Here is a 19,021-nt window from a genome sequence, read left to right as displayed (position 1 = left end):
GCCATCCCCTACAACCGTTGGCACACCACGGACACACGTTGCCCGTCAAAGCCAAAGCCCCAGCGCATCCGCCCGACGGCGGGGCGTGGCACGCGAATATCATCGATGCCGTTGCGCTCGATTTCGAGCAGCGCCTGAACCGCTAACAGTTCTAGGCCCAGGGCATCGACGCCAGGGTCGTACATCATGTTGATCGTTATCAGCGGGCGCTCGTCGAGTATGCCGAGCGTGTCGGCCACGTCAAACACCCGACCGGTGGGAATCACCTGGATATCCCAGCGATCCGAAACGCCACTTCGCTTGGAGCTGGGATTGCAATAGCCGGGCAGTCCAAAGCAGAGCCCCTGCAGCGCCAGATGATAGGCTGTCGGCATATCTGATTGGCCCACATCGATGCCCAGATCGCCGATAGCACAGCTCAAAGCTTGCTTTACAGCGTCCTCGTCTCCTCGACACAGCCCGTCATGGAACGAGTCGATAACTCGAACGTCCTCAACGGCGCACTCAAACCATTCCAGAATTACAAGACGGAGCGCCTGACGTACTTCGTTGTTAGGCAGACGCAGGGAACGAAGGCGCACGCCGTCCTCCGAATGCCCCGTCATGTCCGTGGTAAGGAATCCAGACAGATACAGCGCAGTCCAGATATCTTCGGGCTTGGCGGCATCGGCCTCCTCGGCATGCACATGCACCGACGCCTCAATAAACCCATGCGGCTCAAGCAAATCGAACAATGCGGACAGGCGCATGAGATTCCAGTCACCGACGTATGCGCTCAGACGATCGGCGCAACCATACAGATCTGTCCGAACGGGCGCGACGCAACCGCGATGTGCGTAGTCCACCACACGCTCCGGGATCGAACAATAAAAACCACCAAACAGATAACCCTCGAGCCACTCACGCGCGTCATCCAGACAGCCGTTGCGACCGATGCGATCCAACAGTACCTGGACTTCGTCGTCCGAAAAACCGAACCATCGATCACACCAACTCGACAGCGGCGTCGCCGACCGATAGGAAACCCCACGTTGGGACAACGCAAACTCGGCAGGACCGGGGCGCTCGCCCATAAGGCACGTCAATCGCAACAAATCGCCGGCGTCGGCAATGGTGTCGAACAACATCCGGCTGAGCGACTCTAGGGAATCCATGCTACCGTAGTCCTTAGCGTCCAAACGCTTTGGACATACCGCGTCGTAGTCGTCTATCAGAAGAACAACCTGCTCATCGAAAGCTGTCTGGAGCAGCTTAATAAGCACGCCTAGCGCCGCATCGATCTCTCTATCGCTGGCCACCCCACGCGCCGCCCTCTCGATAAGACGAACCTCACGTCTTGACAGATCAGGCGCGGCAAGCAGCGGCAGCAATCGGGCGCACTCGTGCGCGACGGCGCTGCGAATAGCCGCCGCAGCATCAGCGTCGCGCCTCACAGCGACAGCTGAAAAGTCGAGCATGATGACCGGATAACACGCGTACTCATCACGATAGCGACCGCCACCCGCCTGCCAAATCTGGGTGCCGACGAACGGGCTTCGATCCGGCCGCCGGTGATCAGGTCGTTCCAAATAGCATTTGAGCATCGACAAGTTCATGCTCTTGCCAAAACCCTTGGGTCGGCAGCAAAACGCGACGGATGCCTCACAATCCAACATATCGGCAATAAACATGGTCTTCTCGACGAGTAAATACCGATTGATTGCATCGGAAAAGTCGTGAACATCAACCGGTAGAGCTGCGTTATCCGCATGATTGAGCAACCGCGCACCAAACGCATGAGTAAAACCACAATTCACCTGTTCAGACACCGTAAACTCTCCCTCTAACGCAGCACGATGCCAATTGTAATGACCGCCTCGCGCGTACCGATGTCGCCGCGCAAACATATCGGGCAACGGTAGCAACAAGAGGTGTGAGGGGGCATAACTAATCGTTGCACAACAAAACGGGGCCCGATGCATTCGCACCGGACCCCGTCCCAACTCTTTAGTTATCTAGCAACCGAGAGGCTACTCCTCCGAGCCATCCTCCCCAGAAGCTTTCTTCTGCTGATCGAGCTTATGCTTACCACTTACGATAGACGTAGCGCCCAGCGTGGCCAAGCTCGCGCTGGCAAGGCTCGCCATAACGATAAGGTCGCCCGTCTTGGGCATGTTACCGCCCGAAGTCTTAGTCGTTGTAGTGGTGGTTGTAGTGGTCACCGTCTTGGAGTCATTTTGCTCTTGGTTCTGGTTGTCGGTGTTGCCCTTACTGCTGTCCTCGCCCTGCTGCTTTCCGTCCTCGGTCTTGTCCTTGTTCTTGTCCTTCTCCTCAGATTCAGACTTCTTGTCCTCGTCCTTCTTCTGAGCGGATTTGTCGTCCTTCGCCTCAGAGCTAGAACCCTTATCGGATTCGGTCTTCTCGGAAGCCTTGTCCTTGGAGTCGCCCTTTGAGGCTTCGGTCTTTTCCTTGGAAACCTGATCAGAGTTGTCCTTGTTCTGGGTCGAGCCGTTATTGACACCAGCCATCAGCGAAGAGCCCAGCGTAGAACCAAGCTGCACGGAGAAAGAAGGTTTCTTGTCCGGCGAAGTAACGGGAGCGTCCGGCGCCTTATTCGAGTCATCCTTGGAAACATCGGAATCAGGGGTTGCGTCAGAGCCAGAGCCGTTGTTAGAGCCGGTGTCAGCGGACGAATCGCTCGAGCCGGTGGATGAGTTAGAGACGCCAGCGTCGGTCGAACCAGAAGCATCGCTGTCCGTATTGCCGGCAGAGCTTGAAGACGAATCGCCCGCAGCAGAGCCGTTCGAATTGGAGCCGTTCGAGGTAGAGCCGTCGTTGGTAGTGCCACCAGCAGAGCCATTACCGTCAGCATCGGTCGAGGGCGCATCCATCCTGTCATCGTTGGCATCGTCACTCGAGTCGTCATTCGAATCAGGTGTCGGCGAGGGCGCCGGTGTGGGCTCGGGCTGCACGGGCGTCGCGGCGGCAGCCTCGTCCTCGGCGATATAAGCCAAGCAGTCCTTCAGCTCATTCTTATAACGATTCTTCCAGCCCTCATGATACTGGGGCTGACTCGAAAACTTAGTGGCGACATTGTTGACCACACTATTGGAGAGCGCCGTCACAAACTCGCGGTCGGACATATCGTTGGAAAGATTCGCCCAGCGGAAGAAGTCCCTGCAACCACCGGTGCCGCACATGTTGGTGATGCTCCACACCATGCCCTTGACGCAATCGGCGCGGCCCGAAATATCAATACCCAGGCCGCTCTTGAGCCACGCCTCGGTCACCGCATAGTACGAGTTGTACGCATACGCATCCTGCAGAGCCGAAAACTCAGCAGGATCGGTGTTATAAGCACCCTGGAAGGCCTCCTGTGCAATACGGCCCAGCTCGGTAAGCTGGCCGTTCTCGTACATGGCATTGCTCGCGTTGGAAATCTCGCTGCCGCGATCAATCGCATCCTTGAGCATGCCGTACTTGGCAGAATCGTAGTTGTAAACCTGCTTCATAAACGGAATGAGCGACCAACGACGGTCGAACTGGTAATAGCCCAGCGCGTTGTAGCCGTCACCATACGAAAAGCCCTGGTTATAGTTGCCATGGCTCTCATATTTGGTGAAGTACTTCATCTCGGGAGTCACGTTGACAAACGAAACGCCCTGGACCGACCTCAGCACGCCCGAGAAGGACTGTTGGGTGTAGAGACCCTTATCGATATCGGTGGCATCCGAGGCAACGCCCGGCGTGGGCTCCTCGGCGGCGGCGGGTGCCGGCGCAGAAACGGCACCAAACGAAAGCGCCAGCGTCAGGCCCGCGACAATCGCAGAATGCTTGGGCTGCATAAGATCCTCCCTGCATTGGTGTAGTTAAAGTGCAGTTTGCAAAGATAGATTTAAGTATTGCAGCTCGCCCGTTATTGCACAACAACCCCTCGGTAAACGGCAACAACCCTCCGCGAAATCTTAAGGAATTGCGCTCAACCTACAGCTTAATGTCAAAGTTGATCTCGGGGACGGCGGCCAAGTCGGCCAACGTCACGCCGTCGACGTACTTTTCGATCACGTCGTCCAGACCGCGCCAGAACTTGACGGTCGAGCACAGATCGCTGCGGGCGCAACTGTTGTCGATGCCGTCGCACGCCACCGGAGCCGTGCTGCCCTCGACGGCGCGCAGGATGTCGCCAGCACGCACCTCGGCCGGGTCCTTGGCCATCATGTAGCCGCCGCCCTTGCCGCGCACGCTCTTAAGCAGGCCCGCCTTCATAAGCGGACGAACCAGCTGCTCCAGATACTTTTGCGAGATATGCTCGCGGTCGGCAACCTCGCGCAGGGCAATCTTGCCCTCGGCGTCGCCCAGCGCCGCGATATAGATCATCAGTCGGAGGGCATAGCGGCCCTTAGAAGAAATGAGCATACCTACCCTCCCATCGTTACTGGGACAAAACCAGGCTTGTTTGTCCCAAATCCTATGCACGCGGGGCAAACAAACCTGATTTTATGTCCCTCATCTAAAAAGTCGAGTGGATTAGTCGGGTTTTCCCTTGACTAACGCCGAACCCATAGTAACTTTATTCCGAGAAGATTCCTAGGGTTTAGTACACCTATGAGTACACCATATACAGAGAGGGACAGCATGAGCGCAAATCCGCTGCTTTCCATCGAAGGTCTGACCGCCTCCGTGGACGAGAAGACCATCCTCCACAACGTCAACCTCAACGTCGCCGCCGGCGAGACCCACGTGCTGATGGGACCCAACGGCGCCGGCAAGTCCACCCTCGGCCACCTGGTCATGGGTGACCCCGTCTACACGGTCAACGACGGCCGCATCGTCTTTGACGGCCAGGACATCACCGAGCTCACCACCGACAAGCGCTCGCGCGCCGGCCTGTTCCTGAGCTTCCAGGCCCCGGTCGAGATTCCGGGCGTGCCGCTGTCGAGCTTTTTGCGCGCCAGCATCGCCGGCCGCCCCGGCCTGGAGATGAAGGGCAAGGAGTTCCGCCGCCGCGTGAAGGAGCTCGCGGCCGAGCTCAACATGGATACCGCCTACCTCAACCGCGAGCTGGGCGTGGGCTTCTCGGGCGGCGAGAAGAAGAAGGTCGAGATGCTCCAGCTTCTGCTGCTGCAGCCCAAGCTCGCCATCCTGGACGAAACCGACTCCGGCCTGGACGTCGATGCCCTGTCCACCGTCAGCCACGGCATGGACGCCTACCGCAAGAGCTGCGACGGCTCCATGCTTATCATCACGCACAACACGCGCATCCTGGAGCACCTGGATGTCGACCGCGTCCACGTTATGGTCAAGGGCCACATCGTACGCGAGGACGACGCCTCGCTCATTCCCTGGATCGACAAGAACGGTTTTGAGACCTTCGAGCGCGAGGCCGCCGAGCAGCGCGCCCAGGCCGAAGCCGCCGCTGCCGAGCAGCAGGCGTAAAGGGGCGACGCAATGACCAAGAACCGCACCGAGGTCGCGGACATCGACCGCAGCCTCTACGACTTCACCTATGGCGAGGAGGGATTCGAGCGCCTCGACGCCGGCATCACGCCCGACATCGTGCGCGAGATCAGCGCCAAGAAGGACGAGCCGCAGTGGATGCTCGACCTGCGCCTCAAGTCCCTCGAGATTTTCAACCGCTTCCCGGATCCGACGTGGGGCCCCTCCATCGAGGGCTTGGACATGGACAACATCGTCACCTACGTCAAGCCCAACACCGACCAAAAGCACGACTGGGAGTCGGTGCCCGACGACATCAAGAACACCTTTGAGCGCCTGGGTATCCCCGAGGCCGAGCGCAGCTACCTAGCGGGTGTCGGCGCGCAGTACGACTCCGAGCTGGTCTACCACAACATGCAGGACACGGCGTCCAAGATGGGCATCGTCTACTCCGGTATTGAGGAAGCCCTGCATGACCCGCAGTGGGAGCCGCTCATCCACGAGAAGTTTATGACGCTCATCCCGCCCACCGACCACAAGTTTGCGGCCCTGCACGGCGCCGTGTGGTCGGGCGGCTCGTTTGTCTACGTGCCCAAGGGCACCAAGTTGGACTTCCCGCTGCAGAGCTACTTCCGCCTTAACGCCAAGGGCGCCGGCCAGTTTGAGCACACGCTCATCATCGTCGAGGACGATGCCGACCTGCACTTCATTGAGGGTTGCTCCGCGCCCAAGTACAACGTGGCCAACCTCCACGCCGGCGCCGTCGAGCTCTTTGTGGGCAAGCGTGCGCACCTGCGCTACTCGACCATCGAGAACTGGTCCAAGAACATGTACAACCTCAACACCAAGCGTGCGCGCGTGGACGAGGACGGCGACATCGAGTGGATCAGCGGCTCCTTCGGCAGCCACGTGGGCTACCTCTACCCCATGAGCGTGCTCAACGGCCGTCGCGCCCGCTCGAGCTTTACCGGCATCACCTTTGCCGGCGCCGGGCAGAACCTCGACACCGGCTGCAAGGTCGTGCTCAACGCGCCCGAGACCTCGGCAACCGTCGAAACCAAGGGCATCTCCAAGAGCGGCGGCATCCAGACCTTCCGCAGCTCTATCGTGGCGACACCCAAGGCCGAGGGCTCCAAGGCAACCGTGAGCTGCCAGTCGCTGATGCTCGACGACCAAAGCCGCTCCGACACTATTCCGGCCATGGACATCCGCGCCAAGAACGTCGACATCGGCCACGAGGCCACCATCGGCCGCATCGGCGACGATAAGGTGTTCTACCTGATGAGCCGCGGTATCTCGGAGGAAGAAGCCCGTACCATGATCGTCAACGGCTTTGCCAACCCGGTCTCCAAGGAGCTGCCGCTGGAGTACGCCGTCGAGATGAACAACCTGATCAAGCTCGAGATGGAAGGAGCGATCGGATAATGAAACAGGAAACCAACACCGCTGCTACCACGCTCGAGCAGGTCAACGCGATGCCGGCTGCCACTTGGGGCTGGCTGAAGATGAATCAGACCAAGCTCGAGCTCTCTGACGAGCTTGCCGCCGCTCCCACCGAGACCATTGAGGTCGAGGGCTTGGACGAGCAGTTTACCGGCGTGGTAGACGCGTTCGACGCCGCCATGGACGCCATGGCCGAGCGCTTCCTCGAGCGCCGTGCCTCCGCCCCCGGTGATGCCGCCGACCGCGCCCGCATCACGCCCGAGACCGAGCTCGACGTGCCCGCAACCTCCGTCTACCAGGCCGGCGCCATTAAGCTCGAGGAAGAGCTCTCCCCTGCTGAGGCCTTCGAAACCGGCATGGGTGAGGCTGCCTACGCCTACTTGGCCGAGCACGCTACCAAGCGCATCGTCATCGATGTGCCCGCATACAAGCACGCCACGGTTACCGTGCGCGTGAGCGGTGTCGATGCAGCCGCGGCCATCGCCGCCATCGACGTCGTCACCCGTCCGCAGGCAACACTCGATCTGCGCATAGCCCTGGACTCCCCCGTCAACGGCCAGGGCGTCGTGGGCTCTGTGCTACGCGTGTGCGCTTACGAGTACGCCACCGTCAACGTAACCTGCACGCAGACGCTCGATGACAGCTGGATCGCACTCGATGACACCGGTCTATTCCTAGACGAGGGCGCGCGCGTCAACGTGCAGCACACCGTTCTGGGTGCCGGTGCCAGCGCCACCGGCCTCGCCGGCGACCTGCTGGGCGACACCGCCAAGGTGACCATCGATACCGATTACCTGGGCGCCCGCGAACAGGTGCGCGACTTTAACTACGAGCTGCGGCACCGCGGTCGCAAGACCGAGTGCGAGATCGACGCCAACGGCGTGCTGACCGGCACGTCCAAGAAGGTCTACCGCGGCACCATCGACCTCGTGCACGGCTGCAAGGGCGCAACCGGCACCGAACGCGAAACCGTGCTGCTCGCCAACAAGGGCGTCGACAACAAGACCGTCCCCGTCATCCTCTGCGACGAGGACGACGTTGCCGGCAACCACGGCGCTACGATCGGCCACGTCCGCGACGAGCAGCTGTTCTACCTCGCCTGCCGCGGCCTTGACCAAAACGCCGCCGAGGACTTGTTCATCCGCGCCAAGCTGGAGGACGCCGCGCTTTCCGCCACCGACGAGCGCACCCGCGCAGCCGTCGTCCGCCTGGGCAACAACCTGATCGACAACTTTGAAGAGGAGCTCGCATGATCGACACCGAGCACGTTAAATGCGATACCTGCACTGCCCCCGAGCCCATGGAGCTCGACGCCAGCGACGAGGCTTCGCGCGGCTGGCCCACCGTAGACATCGAGACCAACCCCTACAAGGCGCAGTTCCCGCTCTTCCAGCAGCACCCCGAGATCGCCTTCCTCGATAGCGCCGCCACCGCGCAGCGCCCTGCCTGCGTGCTCGACGCCGAACGCGACTTCTATCAGCGCATGAACGCCAACCCCCTGCGTGGCCTGTACTCGCTGTCCGTCGAGGCCACCGATGCCATCGCGAAGGTGCGCCAGCAGATCGCTGACGTCATCGGCGCTCCCCAGGCCAACGAGGTCGTCTTCACCCGCAACACGAGCGAGTCGCTCAACCTAGTCGCCAAGAGCTTTGCGCCCACGGTGCTCGAGCCCGGTGACGAGGTCGTCATCACCATCATGGAGCACCACTCCAACCTAATCCCGTGGCAGCAGGTCTGCCGCGAAACCGGCGCCAAGCTCGTCTACCTCTACCCCACTAAGACCGGCCAGCTCACCACCGAGGAGGTTCTTGCCAAGGTTGGTCCCAAGACCAAGATTCTGGCCGTGGGTCAGGTTTCTAACGTGCTGGGCGTCGAGAACCCGGTCAAGAACCTCGGCAAGCTCGTCCACAAGTACGGCGGCTATCTGGTCGTCGACGGCGCGCAGTCGCTGCCGCACATGCCGGTCGATGTGGCCGACCTGGGAGCCGACTTCTTTGCCTTTAGCGCACACAAGGCCATGGGCCCCATGGGCATCGGCGTGCTGTGGGGCAAGATGGACCTGCTCAACGCCATGCCGCCCATGCTCACCGGCGGCGAAATGATCGACTCTGTCACCGAGCAGGACGCCGTCTGGGCGCCCGTCCCCGAGAAGTTCGAGGCCGGCACGCAGGACGCCGCCGGCATCTTCGCCACGGGAGCCGCCCTTGATTACCTGGTCAACACGGTGGGTTACGAGAACATCCAGGCCCGCGAGCAGGCACTCGTCCACTACCTGATGGGCGAGCTCATGCAGCTCGACTTTGTCCAGATCATCGGCTCCATCTATTGGGACAACCACCACGGCGTTGTGAGCTTTAACGTCAAGGGCATCCACCCGCACGACGTCGCGAGCATCATGGACATGGACGGCGTCTGCATTCGCGCCGGTCACCACTGTGCACAGCCGCTGCTCACCTGGCTGGGCGTCGAGAACCTCGCCTGCTGCCGCGCCAGCGTGGCCTTCTACAACGACAAGGCCGACATCGACAAGTTCATCGCCGGCCTGCATCACGTTTGGAGCACGTTCAATGGGTAATCTGTACACCTCCACCACATTTATGGAGCACAACTCGCACCCCGACTATAAGTACGAGATGGATGCTCCCACGCACGAGCACGACGGCATCAACCCCAGCTGCGGCGACGAGCTCACCTTGCAGCTGCGCGTCGAGAACGGCGTGATCGAGGAGGCCTCCTTTACCGGCCACGGCTGCGCCATCAGTCAGGCCAGTGCCGACATCATGGCCGACCTCATCACCGGCGAGACCGTCGAGGAAGCTCGCCGCCTGGCAGAGCTCTTCCTCGCCATGATCCGCGGCGAGAAGCTCTCCGAGGAGGACCTGGAAGACCTGGACGAGGCCGCCCAGCTCCAGGACATCTCGCACATGCCCGCCCGCGTCAAGTGCGCCGAGCTCGCATGGCGCACCCTCGACGGCATGCTCACGGGACAAAATAATCAGTAGAACTTGTCCCAAATCTTAAGATTTTTGTTGGCCGAATCGCTTGACAAGAGTGGTTCGGCCATTTTCTATTCCGAGAGCTCAGCCTGTGCCTTCACCCGCGCATAAGCGCGCACGATACGAGATACGGTACTCTTGCTGATTCCCGTATACCGTTCGACCTCGCGCACCGTGTAGCCGCCATCGTGCAGAGCGAAAATGATTCTGTCTCGCCGCGAGGGCGCAACGGTCTTGAGTTCGTTGAGCGGAACCCCGAGGCTCTTCGCCATCTTGTCGGCAAAGGCGTGGCGTTCCCACTCCGTCTCTTTCATATCGCACAGCGCTGGCTCACTGCCGTCGGGCGTCGAAAGCGAATAGGCAATAAAGCCCTCGGCAGAGCCAAAAAGCTCAAGCACACAAGAAGGATCAGAAAATCCCCTCGCGGCATCGGCCACATCACCGTCGTAAGCGCGTAGATGTTCCGGAAAGCTGCTCCAGGGATAACGCTCGATTAGGCTAACGCCCACCTCCTGCGGATCGGCGTGTACAGAGCGAATAGCCTCCATCACCTGCCAGTCGGTATCGAGCGAGCGCCGGTCAAAACGGTTCTGGAACAGATGCCCGGAGCGTCCGGTACGCTTGTTGAACCGACGAGCGTACGTCAAAAGCAGTCGGTGCATCGCCGCGCTCATCGTGTCCTCATAATCCGAGAGTACCAGATCCACGTGGTCGTTCATAAGGCACCACGCAACGACCGTCACACCCTCCTCCCGGCAGCAGTCGCGCATCAGTTCCAAAAACTCCCACCGGTCTTCATCGCTCTCAAAGATGAGCTGCTTGCCCGTACCGCAGGCACAGACATGGTAAAAGCCGGTAACCGTTCTCCAAACGCGCTGCATGGCGCTCCCTTCGCCGGGATCTGCTTGCCATCCAATACAGCACGATTGAAGCGTGCCATCAAAACATTCACGCAAAACAATACACTCGCGCGGCCAAAGGCAGTAAACGGGCGGCGAATGGCACCGTTGCAACAGGTCAACCCCTGCAACGCTTACAAGAGCTGACCAAAAGCTTGCCAAAGACGGACCCCCTCTACGGAAGTTCGCGACCACAGAACATAGCGTTAAACCGTTTCAATTAAAACTTCCGGACTTCTCGCTACGAAAACTGAGCCGTTCGCCGAATATTCCGTGCATTTCGCGGTATTATAGGGGCTGCATGTCATGTCCCTTTCGAAGGGTCGCCCGGCAATCGCCAGCCACGACCCCCAGACGGGACGCCAACACGATAGAGAGGAGAGGCATGCAGTACTCACAGGAAGTGGAGAACATGTGCCCCGTTGCCAAGGGTGCATACCACGGCCCCGCACCCATCCCCGAGGAGGGCAAGTGGGTCCAGGCTAAGGAGATTTCCGACATCTCCGGTCTTACGCACGGTGTGGGTTGGTGCGCACCTCAGCAGGGCGCCTGCAAGCTCACGCTGAACGTCAAGGACGGCATCATCGAGGAGGCCCTCGTTGAGACCATCGGCTGCTCGGGCATGACCCACTCTGCCGCCATGGCTTCCGAGATCCTTCCCGGTAAGACCATCCTCGAGGCCCTCAACACCGACCTCGTCTGCGACGCCATCAACGTTGCTATGCGCGAGATCTTCCTGCAGATCGTTTACGGCCGCAGCCAGACCGCGTTCTCCGAGGGCGGCCTGCCCGTGGGCGCCTCCCTCGACGACCTCGGCAAGGGCCTTCGCTCTCAGGTCGGCACCATGTTCGGCACCAAGGCCAAGGGCGCTCGTTACCTCGAGCTCGCTCAGGGCTACGTCACCCGCATGGCTCTCAACGACAAGAACGAGATCATCGCATTCGAGTTCCTGAACCTCGGCAAGTTCACCGACGCCGTCAAGGCCGGCAAGACCCCCGAGGAGGCCATCGCTGGCGCTATGGGCCACTATGGTCAGTGGGAGAACGCTGCCAAGTACATCGACCCGCGCACCGACGAGGAGACTCACTCCGTCGCCAGCGTGTTCCCGGTTCACGAGTAGAAAGGGAGGGAAATAACTATGACTGTTACGTTCGAAGGTTACGAGCGCCGCGCTGACAAGATCAACAAGTGCCTCGCCGACAACGGCATCGCCTCCCTCGAGGAAGCTCTGCAGATCTGCACCGACAAGGGCTTCAACCCGCGTGAGATCGTCAACAACACCCAGTCCATCGCCTTCCAGAATGCCGAGTGGGCCTACACCCTCGGTTGCGCTCTCGCTGTCAAGCGTGGCGCCAAGTCCGCTTCTGAGGCTGCCGCTATCATCGGCGAGGGCATCCAGGCCTTCACCGTTCCCGGCTCCGTCGCCGAGGACCGCAAGGTCGGTCTGGGCCACGGCAACCTGGGCGCTATGCTGCTCTCCGACGACACCGAGTGCTTCGCCTTCCTGGCCGGTCACGAGTCCTTCGCTGCCGCTGAGGGCGCTATCGGCCTGGCTCTGAACGCCAACAAGGCTCGTAAGAAGCCGCTGCGCGTCATCCTCAACGGTCTGGGCAAGGACGCTGCTCAGATCATCGCCCGCATCAACGGCTTCACCTACGTGAAGACCCAGTTCGACTACTTCACGGGCGAGCTCAAGGTCGTCGAGACCATCCCCTACTCCGATGGTCCCCGCGCCGCCGTCAACTGCTACGGCGCCGACGACGTCCGCGAGGGCGTTGCCATCATGTGGCACGAGAATGTCGACATCTCGATCACCGGTAACTCCACCAACCCCACGCGCTTCCAGCACCCCGTCGCTGGCACCTACAAGAAGGAGCGCCTCGAGGCTGGCAAGAAGTACTTCTCCGTCGCTTCTGGTGGCGGCACTGGCCGTACCCTGCACCCGGACAACATGGGCGCCGGCCCTGCCTCTTACGGCATGACCGACACCATGGGCCGCATGCACTCCGACGCCCAGTTCGCCGGTTCTTCCTCCGTGCCTGCGCACGTCGACATGATGGGTCTCATCGGCATGGGCAACAACCCCATGGTCGGTGCCACCGTCGCCTGCGCTGTCGCCGTCGAGGAGGCCCTCAAGGCCTAATCGCGCCCGCGCGATGCTCATATAGTTGAGCTTTGGAGCCGCTACCCACCCGGGTAGCGGCTCTTTTTGTTTGCGCTGTCGCAGGGTAGCTAATGCCGATATATCAGTTGGGACGAAATACAAGATGTGATGAGATGGAGCGTCAGAGCGCCCATGACGCCCACCTGCCATATTTGCCCTTTACCGATTTGCCGGGTCTTTGCGGCCCCATTGCCGATCACCCGTGCGACAATGCGCCGGACGAGAAAGGAATCCGATGGAATCGACTGATGTACTGGTAATTGGATCTGGCATTGCGGGCCTTTGTGCCGCCATCGAAGCGGCACGCACGGGTGCAACCGTCACTGTGGCAAGCGCCGGCAAGACCATGAGTGGATCGAGCTTCTTCCCGGGTACCTGGGGCCTCGGCCTCATCGGTCCCGTCGACGAAGACGACGAGCAGGACCTCATCGACACCATCCTGGCCGTCGGCGGCGGCGTTGCCGACCCCGAGCTCGTCCAGACGTTCGTCCACGGCATTCCCCAAGCGATTGACTGGCTCGAGCAAGACCTGGGCGTTGAGCTCCAGCGTCCGCAAAGCGCCAAGAGTGCTCAACAAAAGCAATTTATCCCCTGCTTTGACCACAAGACGCGCATGTGGCGCGGCCTCACCCGCAAGCCCCTTGAGGACGCTTTGACGACCTGGATCGAGTCGCTCGGCATTCGCCTGCTCCCCCGCCATGAGCTTATCGACCTTGTTGAGGACACGAACGGCAGAATAACCGGAACCGTACTCTACGACCTTACCGAAAATCGAATCGTGCCCTTTGCTGCCAAGGCCACGGTCATCGCAGCCGGTGGCACAGGCGGCCTGTTCGAGCGCAGCCTTACGTCGGCTGATGTGCTCAGTTCCTCGCAGGCCATCGCGCTGGCGCACGGCGCAACACTTACTAATATAGAGTTCATGCAGATGATGCCCGGCTTCATCGAGCCCAGGCGTAACTTGGTCTTCAATGAGAAAACCTGGCGCTACGTGCACGTAGACCAGCCGGTAGATATTGCCGACGACAAGCTGGACGACCTGCTCGAGCAGCGCTCTGGATATGGTCCCTTCACGTCACGCTTGGCCTCCCGCGCTATCGATCTCGTCATCGATCAGGCAGGTGTCGAAGGCCTGGCACTCCACTACGACTTCCCCCGCGAGGATGTCCCAGAGTTTGTGCAGACCTTTGCCACCTGGCTGCAAGACGAGCACGGCATCGCGCCGACCGACGAGATGCGCGTTGCGATGTATGCCCACGCTGCTAACGGCGGCATCAAGATCGATAAGACCGCGCACACGGGCGTTGAGGGCCTCTACGCTTGCGGCGAGGCGACAGGCGGCATGCACGGCGCCGACCGCATTGGTGGCTTGTCAAGCGCCAAGGGCATCGTATTCGGACGTATCGCGGGCGCATCGGCAGCCCTCACAGCGCAGAAAGAGCCTGAAGCGGCCCTGAAGACGGATATCACCCTCCCCCAGTACGGCATTGCCACAACAGATGCCGATCGCCTGACACACAGCCTTAGGCACACGATGAGCACCTATTGCATGATCAACAGGACCGAAACAGGCCTATCCGAGGCCCTGCAACAGCTTGAAAGCCTGCAAGACAAGGCCATGGCGCTGAGCAAGCCGCATGCCGATGACAGCGAGATCGCAGCCCTCGCCCGCCTACAGTCGCAGATTCAGCTGTCGACGGAGATGGTCAAAGCCATGCGTAAGCGGACCGAAAGTCTCGGATCGCACTATCGAGCGGATTAAACCGGACACCTATCTAAAGCAGAACACAATCAATCGATATCCATGGGCCCCGTGAGCTTGAAGCAGCACGGGGCCCATTCGTGTCCGCACGACAGCGTATCCTTATTCTGAATATAGAGCGGGCAAAGCCCGCATAGAAAATAGACCAGCGAGGAGGAGATATGGACAGCAGGGATATCGAGAAATGGCGTGTCGAACTTGACAGCTACGCCCATGTGGAAGACGGCGTTGAGTATTGGCTCGCACGCGATTTAATGGAACCCATGGGGTACACTCGATGGGAGAACTTCGCCGAAGTTGTTAAGAGGGCAAAAGTCTCGTGCGAAACAAACAAAACTCCAGTTGATTCCCATTTTCGTGACACCACGAAAATGGTAACTGCCGGTGTCGCCGCTCGCGCGGTTAAAGACTACAAACTTACGCGCTATGCATGCTATTTAATCGCACAGAACGGAGATTCAAACAAGCCAGAGATCGCGCTCGCCCAGGCATACTTTGCCGTGCAGACGCGCCGCCAAGAGCTCATAGAGCAGCGCTTCGCAGAGATTCAGCGCTTGCAGGCGCGCCACTCGCTATCCGATTCAGAGAAACAGCTCTCGGGTATTGCGTTCAAACGCGGCGTGGACTCCAAAGGATTCGCGATCATCAAGTCGAAGGGCGATGAGGCGTTATTCGGCGGCAGAAGCACGGCGGAAATGAAGCAGCAGCTCGGCGTACCCAAGAGCGCGGCATTGGCGGACAGGTTAGCCGATGTCCTCATCAAAGCAAAGGACCTCACGAACTCGATGACGGCCTTCAACGCCGAGGAACACGACTTGTACGGTCTGGACCAGATCAAACAAGAACACGTCGAGAACAACACGAGCGTGCGTGGCAGCCTCATCGACCGCGGAATTGTTCCCGAGAACCTACCGCCTGCCGAGGATACAAAAAAGCTCGAGCGTCGCGTGAAGGCAGACGAGAAGAAACTCAAGGAGGGTACTGACGGTTTCACCGATCCCCAGGGTAGACTCAATCTGTGAAAGCGGCCGCGCCCTTTCGGGTTCGACCCCATGCGAGGTTAACAAAAAAGCGACCAGCCTAAGCCAGTCGCTTTAACATGCTTTGGTGGGCCGTCAGGGGGTCGAACCCTGGACCTTGGGATTAAGAGTCCCCTGCTCTACCAACTGAGCTAACGACCCAAAGCTAAAGTCCGTTATGGCGGACTTTAGAGGAGATATCGTGTGGTGGGCCGTCAGGGGTTCGAACCCTGGACCTTGGGATTAAGAGTCCCCTGCTCTACCAACTGAGCTAACGACCCGATATCAACACGAAGCAAGAACTGGGGTGGGTAAAGGGACTCGAACCCTCGACCTACGGGACCACAACCCGTCGCTCTAGCCAACTGAGCTACACCCACCGTGTCCTGTGCGCTTCGCGCTCGACTATTATTGCAAGGAACGCCACGCGATGCAAGCCCCAATTTTCAAGAATTTTGAAAAGAGTTTTTCGAGCGCGTTTCGAGCAATTCCCACCGGTTCCATAGGAGTAAACTTGCCCCACTGCAAATCCTCGAAAGGACCGGCATGAAAGAACTCTCCAACCGCACGGCAACATTTACCGATTCGGTCATCCGCCGCATGACACGCATCTCCAATAAGTACGATGCCGTCAACCTGTCGCAGGGCTTCCCCGACTTCGATCCTCCGGCGCAGCTGCTCAACAGCCTGAGCACCATCGCCGCCGACCCCAAGCCGCTCTACCACCAGTACTCCATTACCTGGGGCTCCCAGGCCATGCGCGAGGCGCTCGCCGCCAAACAGGAGCACTTTATGGGCATGCCGATCGACCCCAACCAGAATATCGTGGTCACCTGCGGCTCCACCGAGGCCATGATGGCCGCCATGATGACGGTTACGAACCCCGGAGACAAGGTCGTCATCTTCTCGCCGTTCTACGAGAACTACGGCGCTGACACCATTCTCTCGGGTGCCGAGCCCATCTATGTGCCGCTCAACCCGCCCACATTCGACTTTGACCGCGAGACGCTCGAGGCAGCCTTCCGCGACAACGACCCCAAGGCCATCGTCCTGTGCAACCCTTCCAACCCTTGCGGCAAGGTCTTTACGCGCGAGGAGCTCACTTTCATCGCCGACCTCTGCAAAAAGTACGACGCCTACTGCATTACCGACGAGGTATACGAGCACATCGTCTACGCGCCCCACGAGCACGTCTATATGGCCACGCTGCCCGGCATGTTCGAGCGAACCATCAGCTGCAGCTCGCTGTCTAAGACGTACTCCATCACCGGTTGGCGCTTGGGCTACACCATCGCCCCGGCCCAGATCACCGAGCGTATCAAGAAGGTCCACGACTTTCTCACCGTGGGTGCCGCCGCTCCCCTGCAGGAAGCCGTTGTCACCGCCCTCAACTTCGACGACAGCTATTACGATGAGGTCCTCGACCTCTACACCGCCAAACGCGACCTGTTCTGCCAGGGGCTCGATAGCATCGGTCTTGAGCATAACGTGCCGCAGGGCGCCTACTACGTCATGATGGACATCTCTGAGTTTGGCTATGACAGCGACCTCGAATTCTGCGAGGATCTCGCATCCAAGGTGGGCGTGGGCGCCGTGCCCGGCTCGAGCTTCTTCCGCGAGCCCGTCAACCATCTGATTCGTTTCCACTTTGCCAAGCGGGACGAGACGCTTAACGCGGCACTGGAGAACCTCAAGTCGCTACGTGATAAAATCAAGCCGCGCGGGTAAGGACGGCCCGGCAACTAAAGCAACCAAAGAAGCCTCGCACCGCCCGCCACGTTGCGAGGCTTCTTTTTATAGCGCTTTCTTAAATGGTTTAGAGCCCTATACTTTAGTCACGGAGCAACTCGTCCCAGAGAGAGGAATACTATGGCAGAACAGCAGCTTATCGGAGCGCTCGAGGCCGGCGGCACCAAGATGGTCTGCGCCACGGGCTATGCAGACGGTACGGTCCTGGAGCGTGAGCAGATCGCGACCACGACCCCGCAGGAGACCGTTGAGGCCGTCAACGCATGGTTTGCGAACAAGGGCATCGCCGCGCTGGGCATCGGCGCATTTGGCCCCACCGCAGTCAACCCTGCCTCGCCCCAATACGGCAAGATCCTGGAGACGCCCAAAACGGCATGGCGCTACTTCGACCTGCTGGGCACCATCCAAAACGAGCTCAATATTCCCTGCGGCTACGACACCGACGTCAACGTCGCCTGCCTGGGCGAGGTCACCTTTGGTTGCGCTCAGGGCCTCACTGACGTGGTTTATCTGACCATCGGCACCGGCGTGGGCGCCGGCGTTCTCTCGGGCGGTAAGCTCGTGCATGGCATGATGCATCCCGAGGCCGGCCATATCCTGGTCACTCGCGACCCGCGCGACACCATCGGCGAGCATAGCGCCTGCCCCTTCCACGACAACTGCCTCGAGGGCCTCATCGCCGGCCCTGCCGTTAAAAAGCGCTGGGATGGCAAGAGCGCCGGAGACATGGCCGATGACCCGGAGGCCATGGACCTGCTCGCAGGCTACCTGGCACAGGCGCTCATGACCTACACGCTGTGCTATGCCCCGCAGAAGATCATCATCGGCGGCGGCGTGGCCGACCACACCCCCATCGTGCCGCTCGCACGCAAAAAGTGCGCCGAAATGCTCAACGGCTATATCGTCACGCCCGAGGTCAACGACATCGATACCTACATTGTCAACAACAGCCTCGAGGGCAAGCAGGGCATCATGGGCTGCTTGGCCCTGGGCGCCCAGGCGCTTCAGTAGCAGACGCACCCACAGGGCGTGGCGCGCTCGGCAAATCCGACCTACGGAACGACGCCACCACGCCTCATATAAGCCTCAAATAAAAAAGGCTGCCTAGGACCAAACAATACGTCCTAGGCGGCTTTTTTGGCGCATATCAGCGACCGTAAGAGATATCGGAGCACAACGCCCATTGCCGCTCCACAGCAGTCGATCATCACATCGGTGATCATGCCGGCGCGTCCCGGCACAAAGAGCTGAATCGTCTCGTCAATCGAGGGAATCAGCAGCAGGAACACCGCCGTGGGCAGCAGCACGTCAAAGGTGCGCCAGCCCTCAAAATCAAAGGCGTGCGTTGCCAAGATGCCGAGCACCATATACTCGGTAAAATGCGCGCACTTGCGAACAACAAAGTTGGTCACCCATTCATATGGAAGTCCCACGCCGTGCAGGAAACCGCGGATAGCTTCCATGACCGTTAGGCTCAGCGAGCCCGACCCCGAGCCGGGAACCAGCGAATTGCCCCAGATCAAGAGCGCCATCAGGCAGGTTACAACCGCCCATTTTCGATTGATCTTAACCAT

The 19,021-nt window shown here is 60.0% G+C and carries 16 protein-coding genes and 3 tRNA genes; 11 read left to right on the top strand and 8 right to left on the bottom strand.

Translation table 11 applies throughout. From position 1 onward, the window contains the following. Positions 1-8: 8 nt before the first annotated feature. The 3 genes from AAAX72_RS02670 to AAAX72_RS02660 all read right to left on the bottom strand — a co-directional run bounded on the left by AAAX72_RS02670 (position 9) and on the right by AAAX72_RS02660 (position 4,395). Positions 9-1,808 (bottom strand): AAA family ATPase, encoded by a 1,800-nt coding sequence (locus tag AAAX72_RS02670; RefSeq protein ID WP_349128923.1) that lies wholly within the window; start codon positions 1,806-1,808, stop codon positions 9-11. Positions 1,809-2,009: 201 nt separating this feature from the next. Further along, entirely contained in the window at positions 2,010-3,824 is a 1,815-nt protein-coding gene (locus AAAX72_RS02665) for a hypothetical protein (protein WP_349128921.1), read from the bottom strand. Positions 3,825-3,963: 139 nt separating this feature from the next. After that, positions 3,964-4,395, bottom strand: a complete 432-nt coding sequence (locus AAAX72_RS02660; protein WP_117770222.1) for an Rrf2 family transcriptional regulator — start codon at positions 4,393-4,395, stop codon at positions 3,964-3,966. Positions 4,396-4,614: 219 nt separating this feature from the next. On the opposite strand from AAAX72_RS02660, the gene sufC reads away from it, so the two are divergent. The 5 genes from sufC to sufU are packed head-to-tail and all read left to right on the top strand — an operon-like array spanning position 4,615 to position 9,860. After that, the gene (gene sufC / locus AAAX72_RS02655; protein WP_006235561.1) at positions 4,615-5,415 is read left to right on the top strand and encodes a Fe-S cluster assembly ATPase SufC; all 801 of its coding nucleotides are present in this window, start codon (positions 4,615-4,617) and stop codon (positions 5,413-5,415) included. A 12-nt stretch (positions 5,416-5,427) separates the two neighbouring features. After that, positions 5,428-6,840, top strand: coding sequence for a Fe-S cluster assembly protein SufB (gene sufB, locus AAAX72_RS02650; protein WP_022094821.1), 1,413 nt, complete (start codon positions 5,428-5,430; stop codon positions 6,838-6,840). Then, positions 6,840-8,111, top strand: coding sequence for a SufD family Fe-S cluster assembly protein (locus AAAX72_RS02645; RefSeq protein WP_349128920.1), 1,272 nt, complete (start codon positions 6,840-6,842; stop codon positions 8,109-8,111). Before sufB ends, AAAX72_RS02645 begins: the two co-directional genes overlap by 1 nt. Further along, positions 8,108-9,433, top strand: a complete 1,326-nt coding sequence (locus AAAX72_RS02640) for a SufS family cysteine desulfurase (RefSeq protein WP_349128918.1) — start codon at positions 8,108-8,110, stop codon at positions 9,431-9,433. Before AAAX72_RS02645 ends, AAAX72_RS02640 begins: the two co-directional genes overlap by 4 nt. Continuing rightward, positions 9,426-9,860: a Fe-S cluster assembly sulfur transfer protein SufU gene (sufU, locus tag AAAX72_RS02635; RefSeq protein WP_349128916.1), complete on the top strand. Its 435-nt coding sequence runs from the start codon at positions 9,426-9,428 to the stop codon at positions 9,858-9,860. Before AAAX72_RS02640 ends, sufU begins: the two co-directional genes overlap by 8 nt. 65 nt (positions 9,861-9,925) lie before the next feature. On the opposite strand, the gene AAAX72_RS02630 is transcribed toward sufU, so the two are convergent. Beyond that, a complete protein-coding gene (locus AAAX72_RS02630) occupies positions 9,926-10,735 on the bottom strand; it encodes a transposase (protein ID WP_349128915.1) in 810 nt (269 codons plus the stop codon). Between the two features lie 403 nt (positions 10,736-11,138). Between AAAX72_RS02630 and AAAX72_RS02625 the strand changes: the two genes are divergently transcribed. From AAAX72_RS02625 to dinD, 4 genes are all read left to right on the top strand, one after another. Further along, positions 11,139-11,873 (top strand): nitrogen-fixing protein NifU, encoded by a 735-nt coding sequence (locus AAAX72_RS02625; protein WP_006235554.1) that lies wholly within the window; start codon positions 11,139-11,141, stop codon positions 11,871-11,873. Between the two features lie 18 nt (positions 11,874-11,891). Further along, positions 11,892-12,896 (top strand): GGGtGRT protein, encoded by a 1,005-nt coding sequence (locus AAAX72_RS02620; RefSeq protein WP_006235553.1) that lies wholly within the window; start codon positions 11,892-11,894, stop codon positions 12,894-12,896. Between the two features lie 256 nt (positions 12,897-13,152). Then, complete coding sequence (locus tag AAAX72_RS02615; RefSeq protein WP_349128913.1) at positions 13,153-14,679, top strand: FAD-binding protein; 1,527 nt, start codon at positions 13,153-13,155, stop codon at positions 14,677-14,679. A gap of 161 nt (positions 14,680-14,840) precedes the next feature. Next, entirely contained in the window at positions 14,841-15,701 is an 861-nt protein-coding gene (gene dinD / locus AAAX72_RS02610) for a DNA damage-inducible protein D (protein ID WP_035138660.1), read from the top strand. Between the two features lie 83 nt (positions 15,702-15,784). On the opposite strand, the gene AAAX72_RS02605 is transcribed toward dinD, so the two are convergent. From AAAX72_RS02605 to AAAX72_RS02595, 3 genes are all read right to left on the bottom strand, one after another. After that, positions 15,785-15,860: transfer RNA gene (locus tag AAAX72_RS02605), tRNA-Lys, on the bottom strand. Positions 15,861-15,903: 43 nt separating this feature from the next. Then, positions 15,904-15,979, bottom strand: a tRNA-Lys gene (locus AAAX72_RS02600). 22 nt (positions 15,980-16,001) lie between these two features. Continuing rightward, positions 16,002-16,078 (bottom strand) — tRNA-His (locus AAAX72_RS02595). Between the two features lie 166 nt (positions 16,079-16,244). On the opposite strand from AAAX72_RS02595, the gene AAAX72_RS02590 reads away from it, so the two are divergent. Both AAAX72_RS02590 and AAAX72_RS02585 read left to right on the top strand, forming a co-directional pair. Then, a complete protein-coding gene (locus tag AAAX72_RS02590; protein ID WP_195239198.1) occupies positions 16,245-17,426 on the top strand; it encodes an aminotransferase class I/II-fold pyridoxal phosphate-dependent enzyme in 1,182 nt (393 codons plus the stop codon). 141 nt (positions 17,427-17,567) lie between these two features. Continuing rightward, complete coding sequence (locus tag AAAX72_RS02585) at positions 17,568-18,458, top strand: ROK family protein (protein WP_349128910.1); 891 nt, start codon at positions 17,568-17,570, stop codon at positions 18,456-18,458. A gap of 113 nt (positions 18,459-18,571) precedes the next feature. Here AAAX72_RS02585 and AAAX72_RS02580 read toward each other — a convergent pair whose 3' ends face one another. Continuing rightward, positions 18,572-19,021 (bottom strand): VanZ family protein, encoded by a 450-nt coding sequence (locus AAAX72_RS02580; protein WP_349128908.1) that lies wholly within the window; start codon positions 19,019-19,021, stop codon positions 18,572-18,574.

Source organism: Collinsella sp. CLA-ER-H8, from assembly GCF_040092335.1.
In the GTDB taxonomy this organism is placed as follows: Bacteria; Actinomycetota; Coriobacteriia; order Coriobacteriales; family Coriobacteriaceae; genus Collinsella.
The sequence above is the reverse complement of the archived record's forward strand: the minus strand, read 5'-3'. Positions and strand labels throughout refer to the sequence as shown.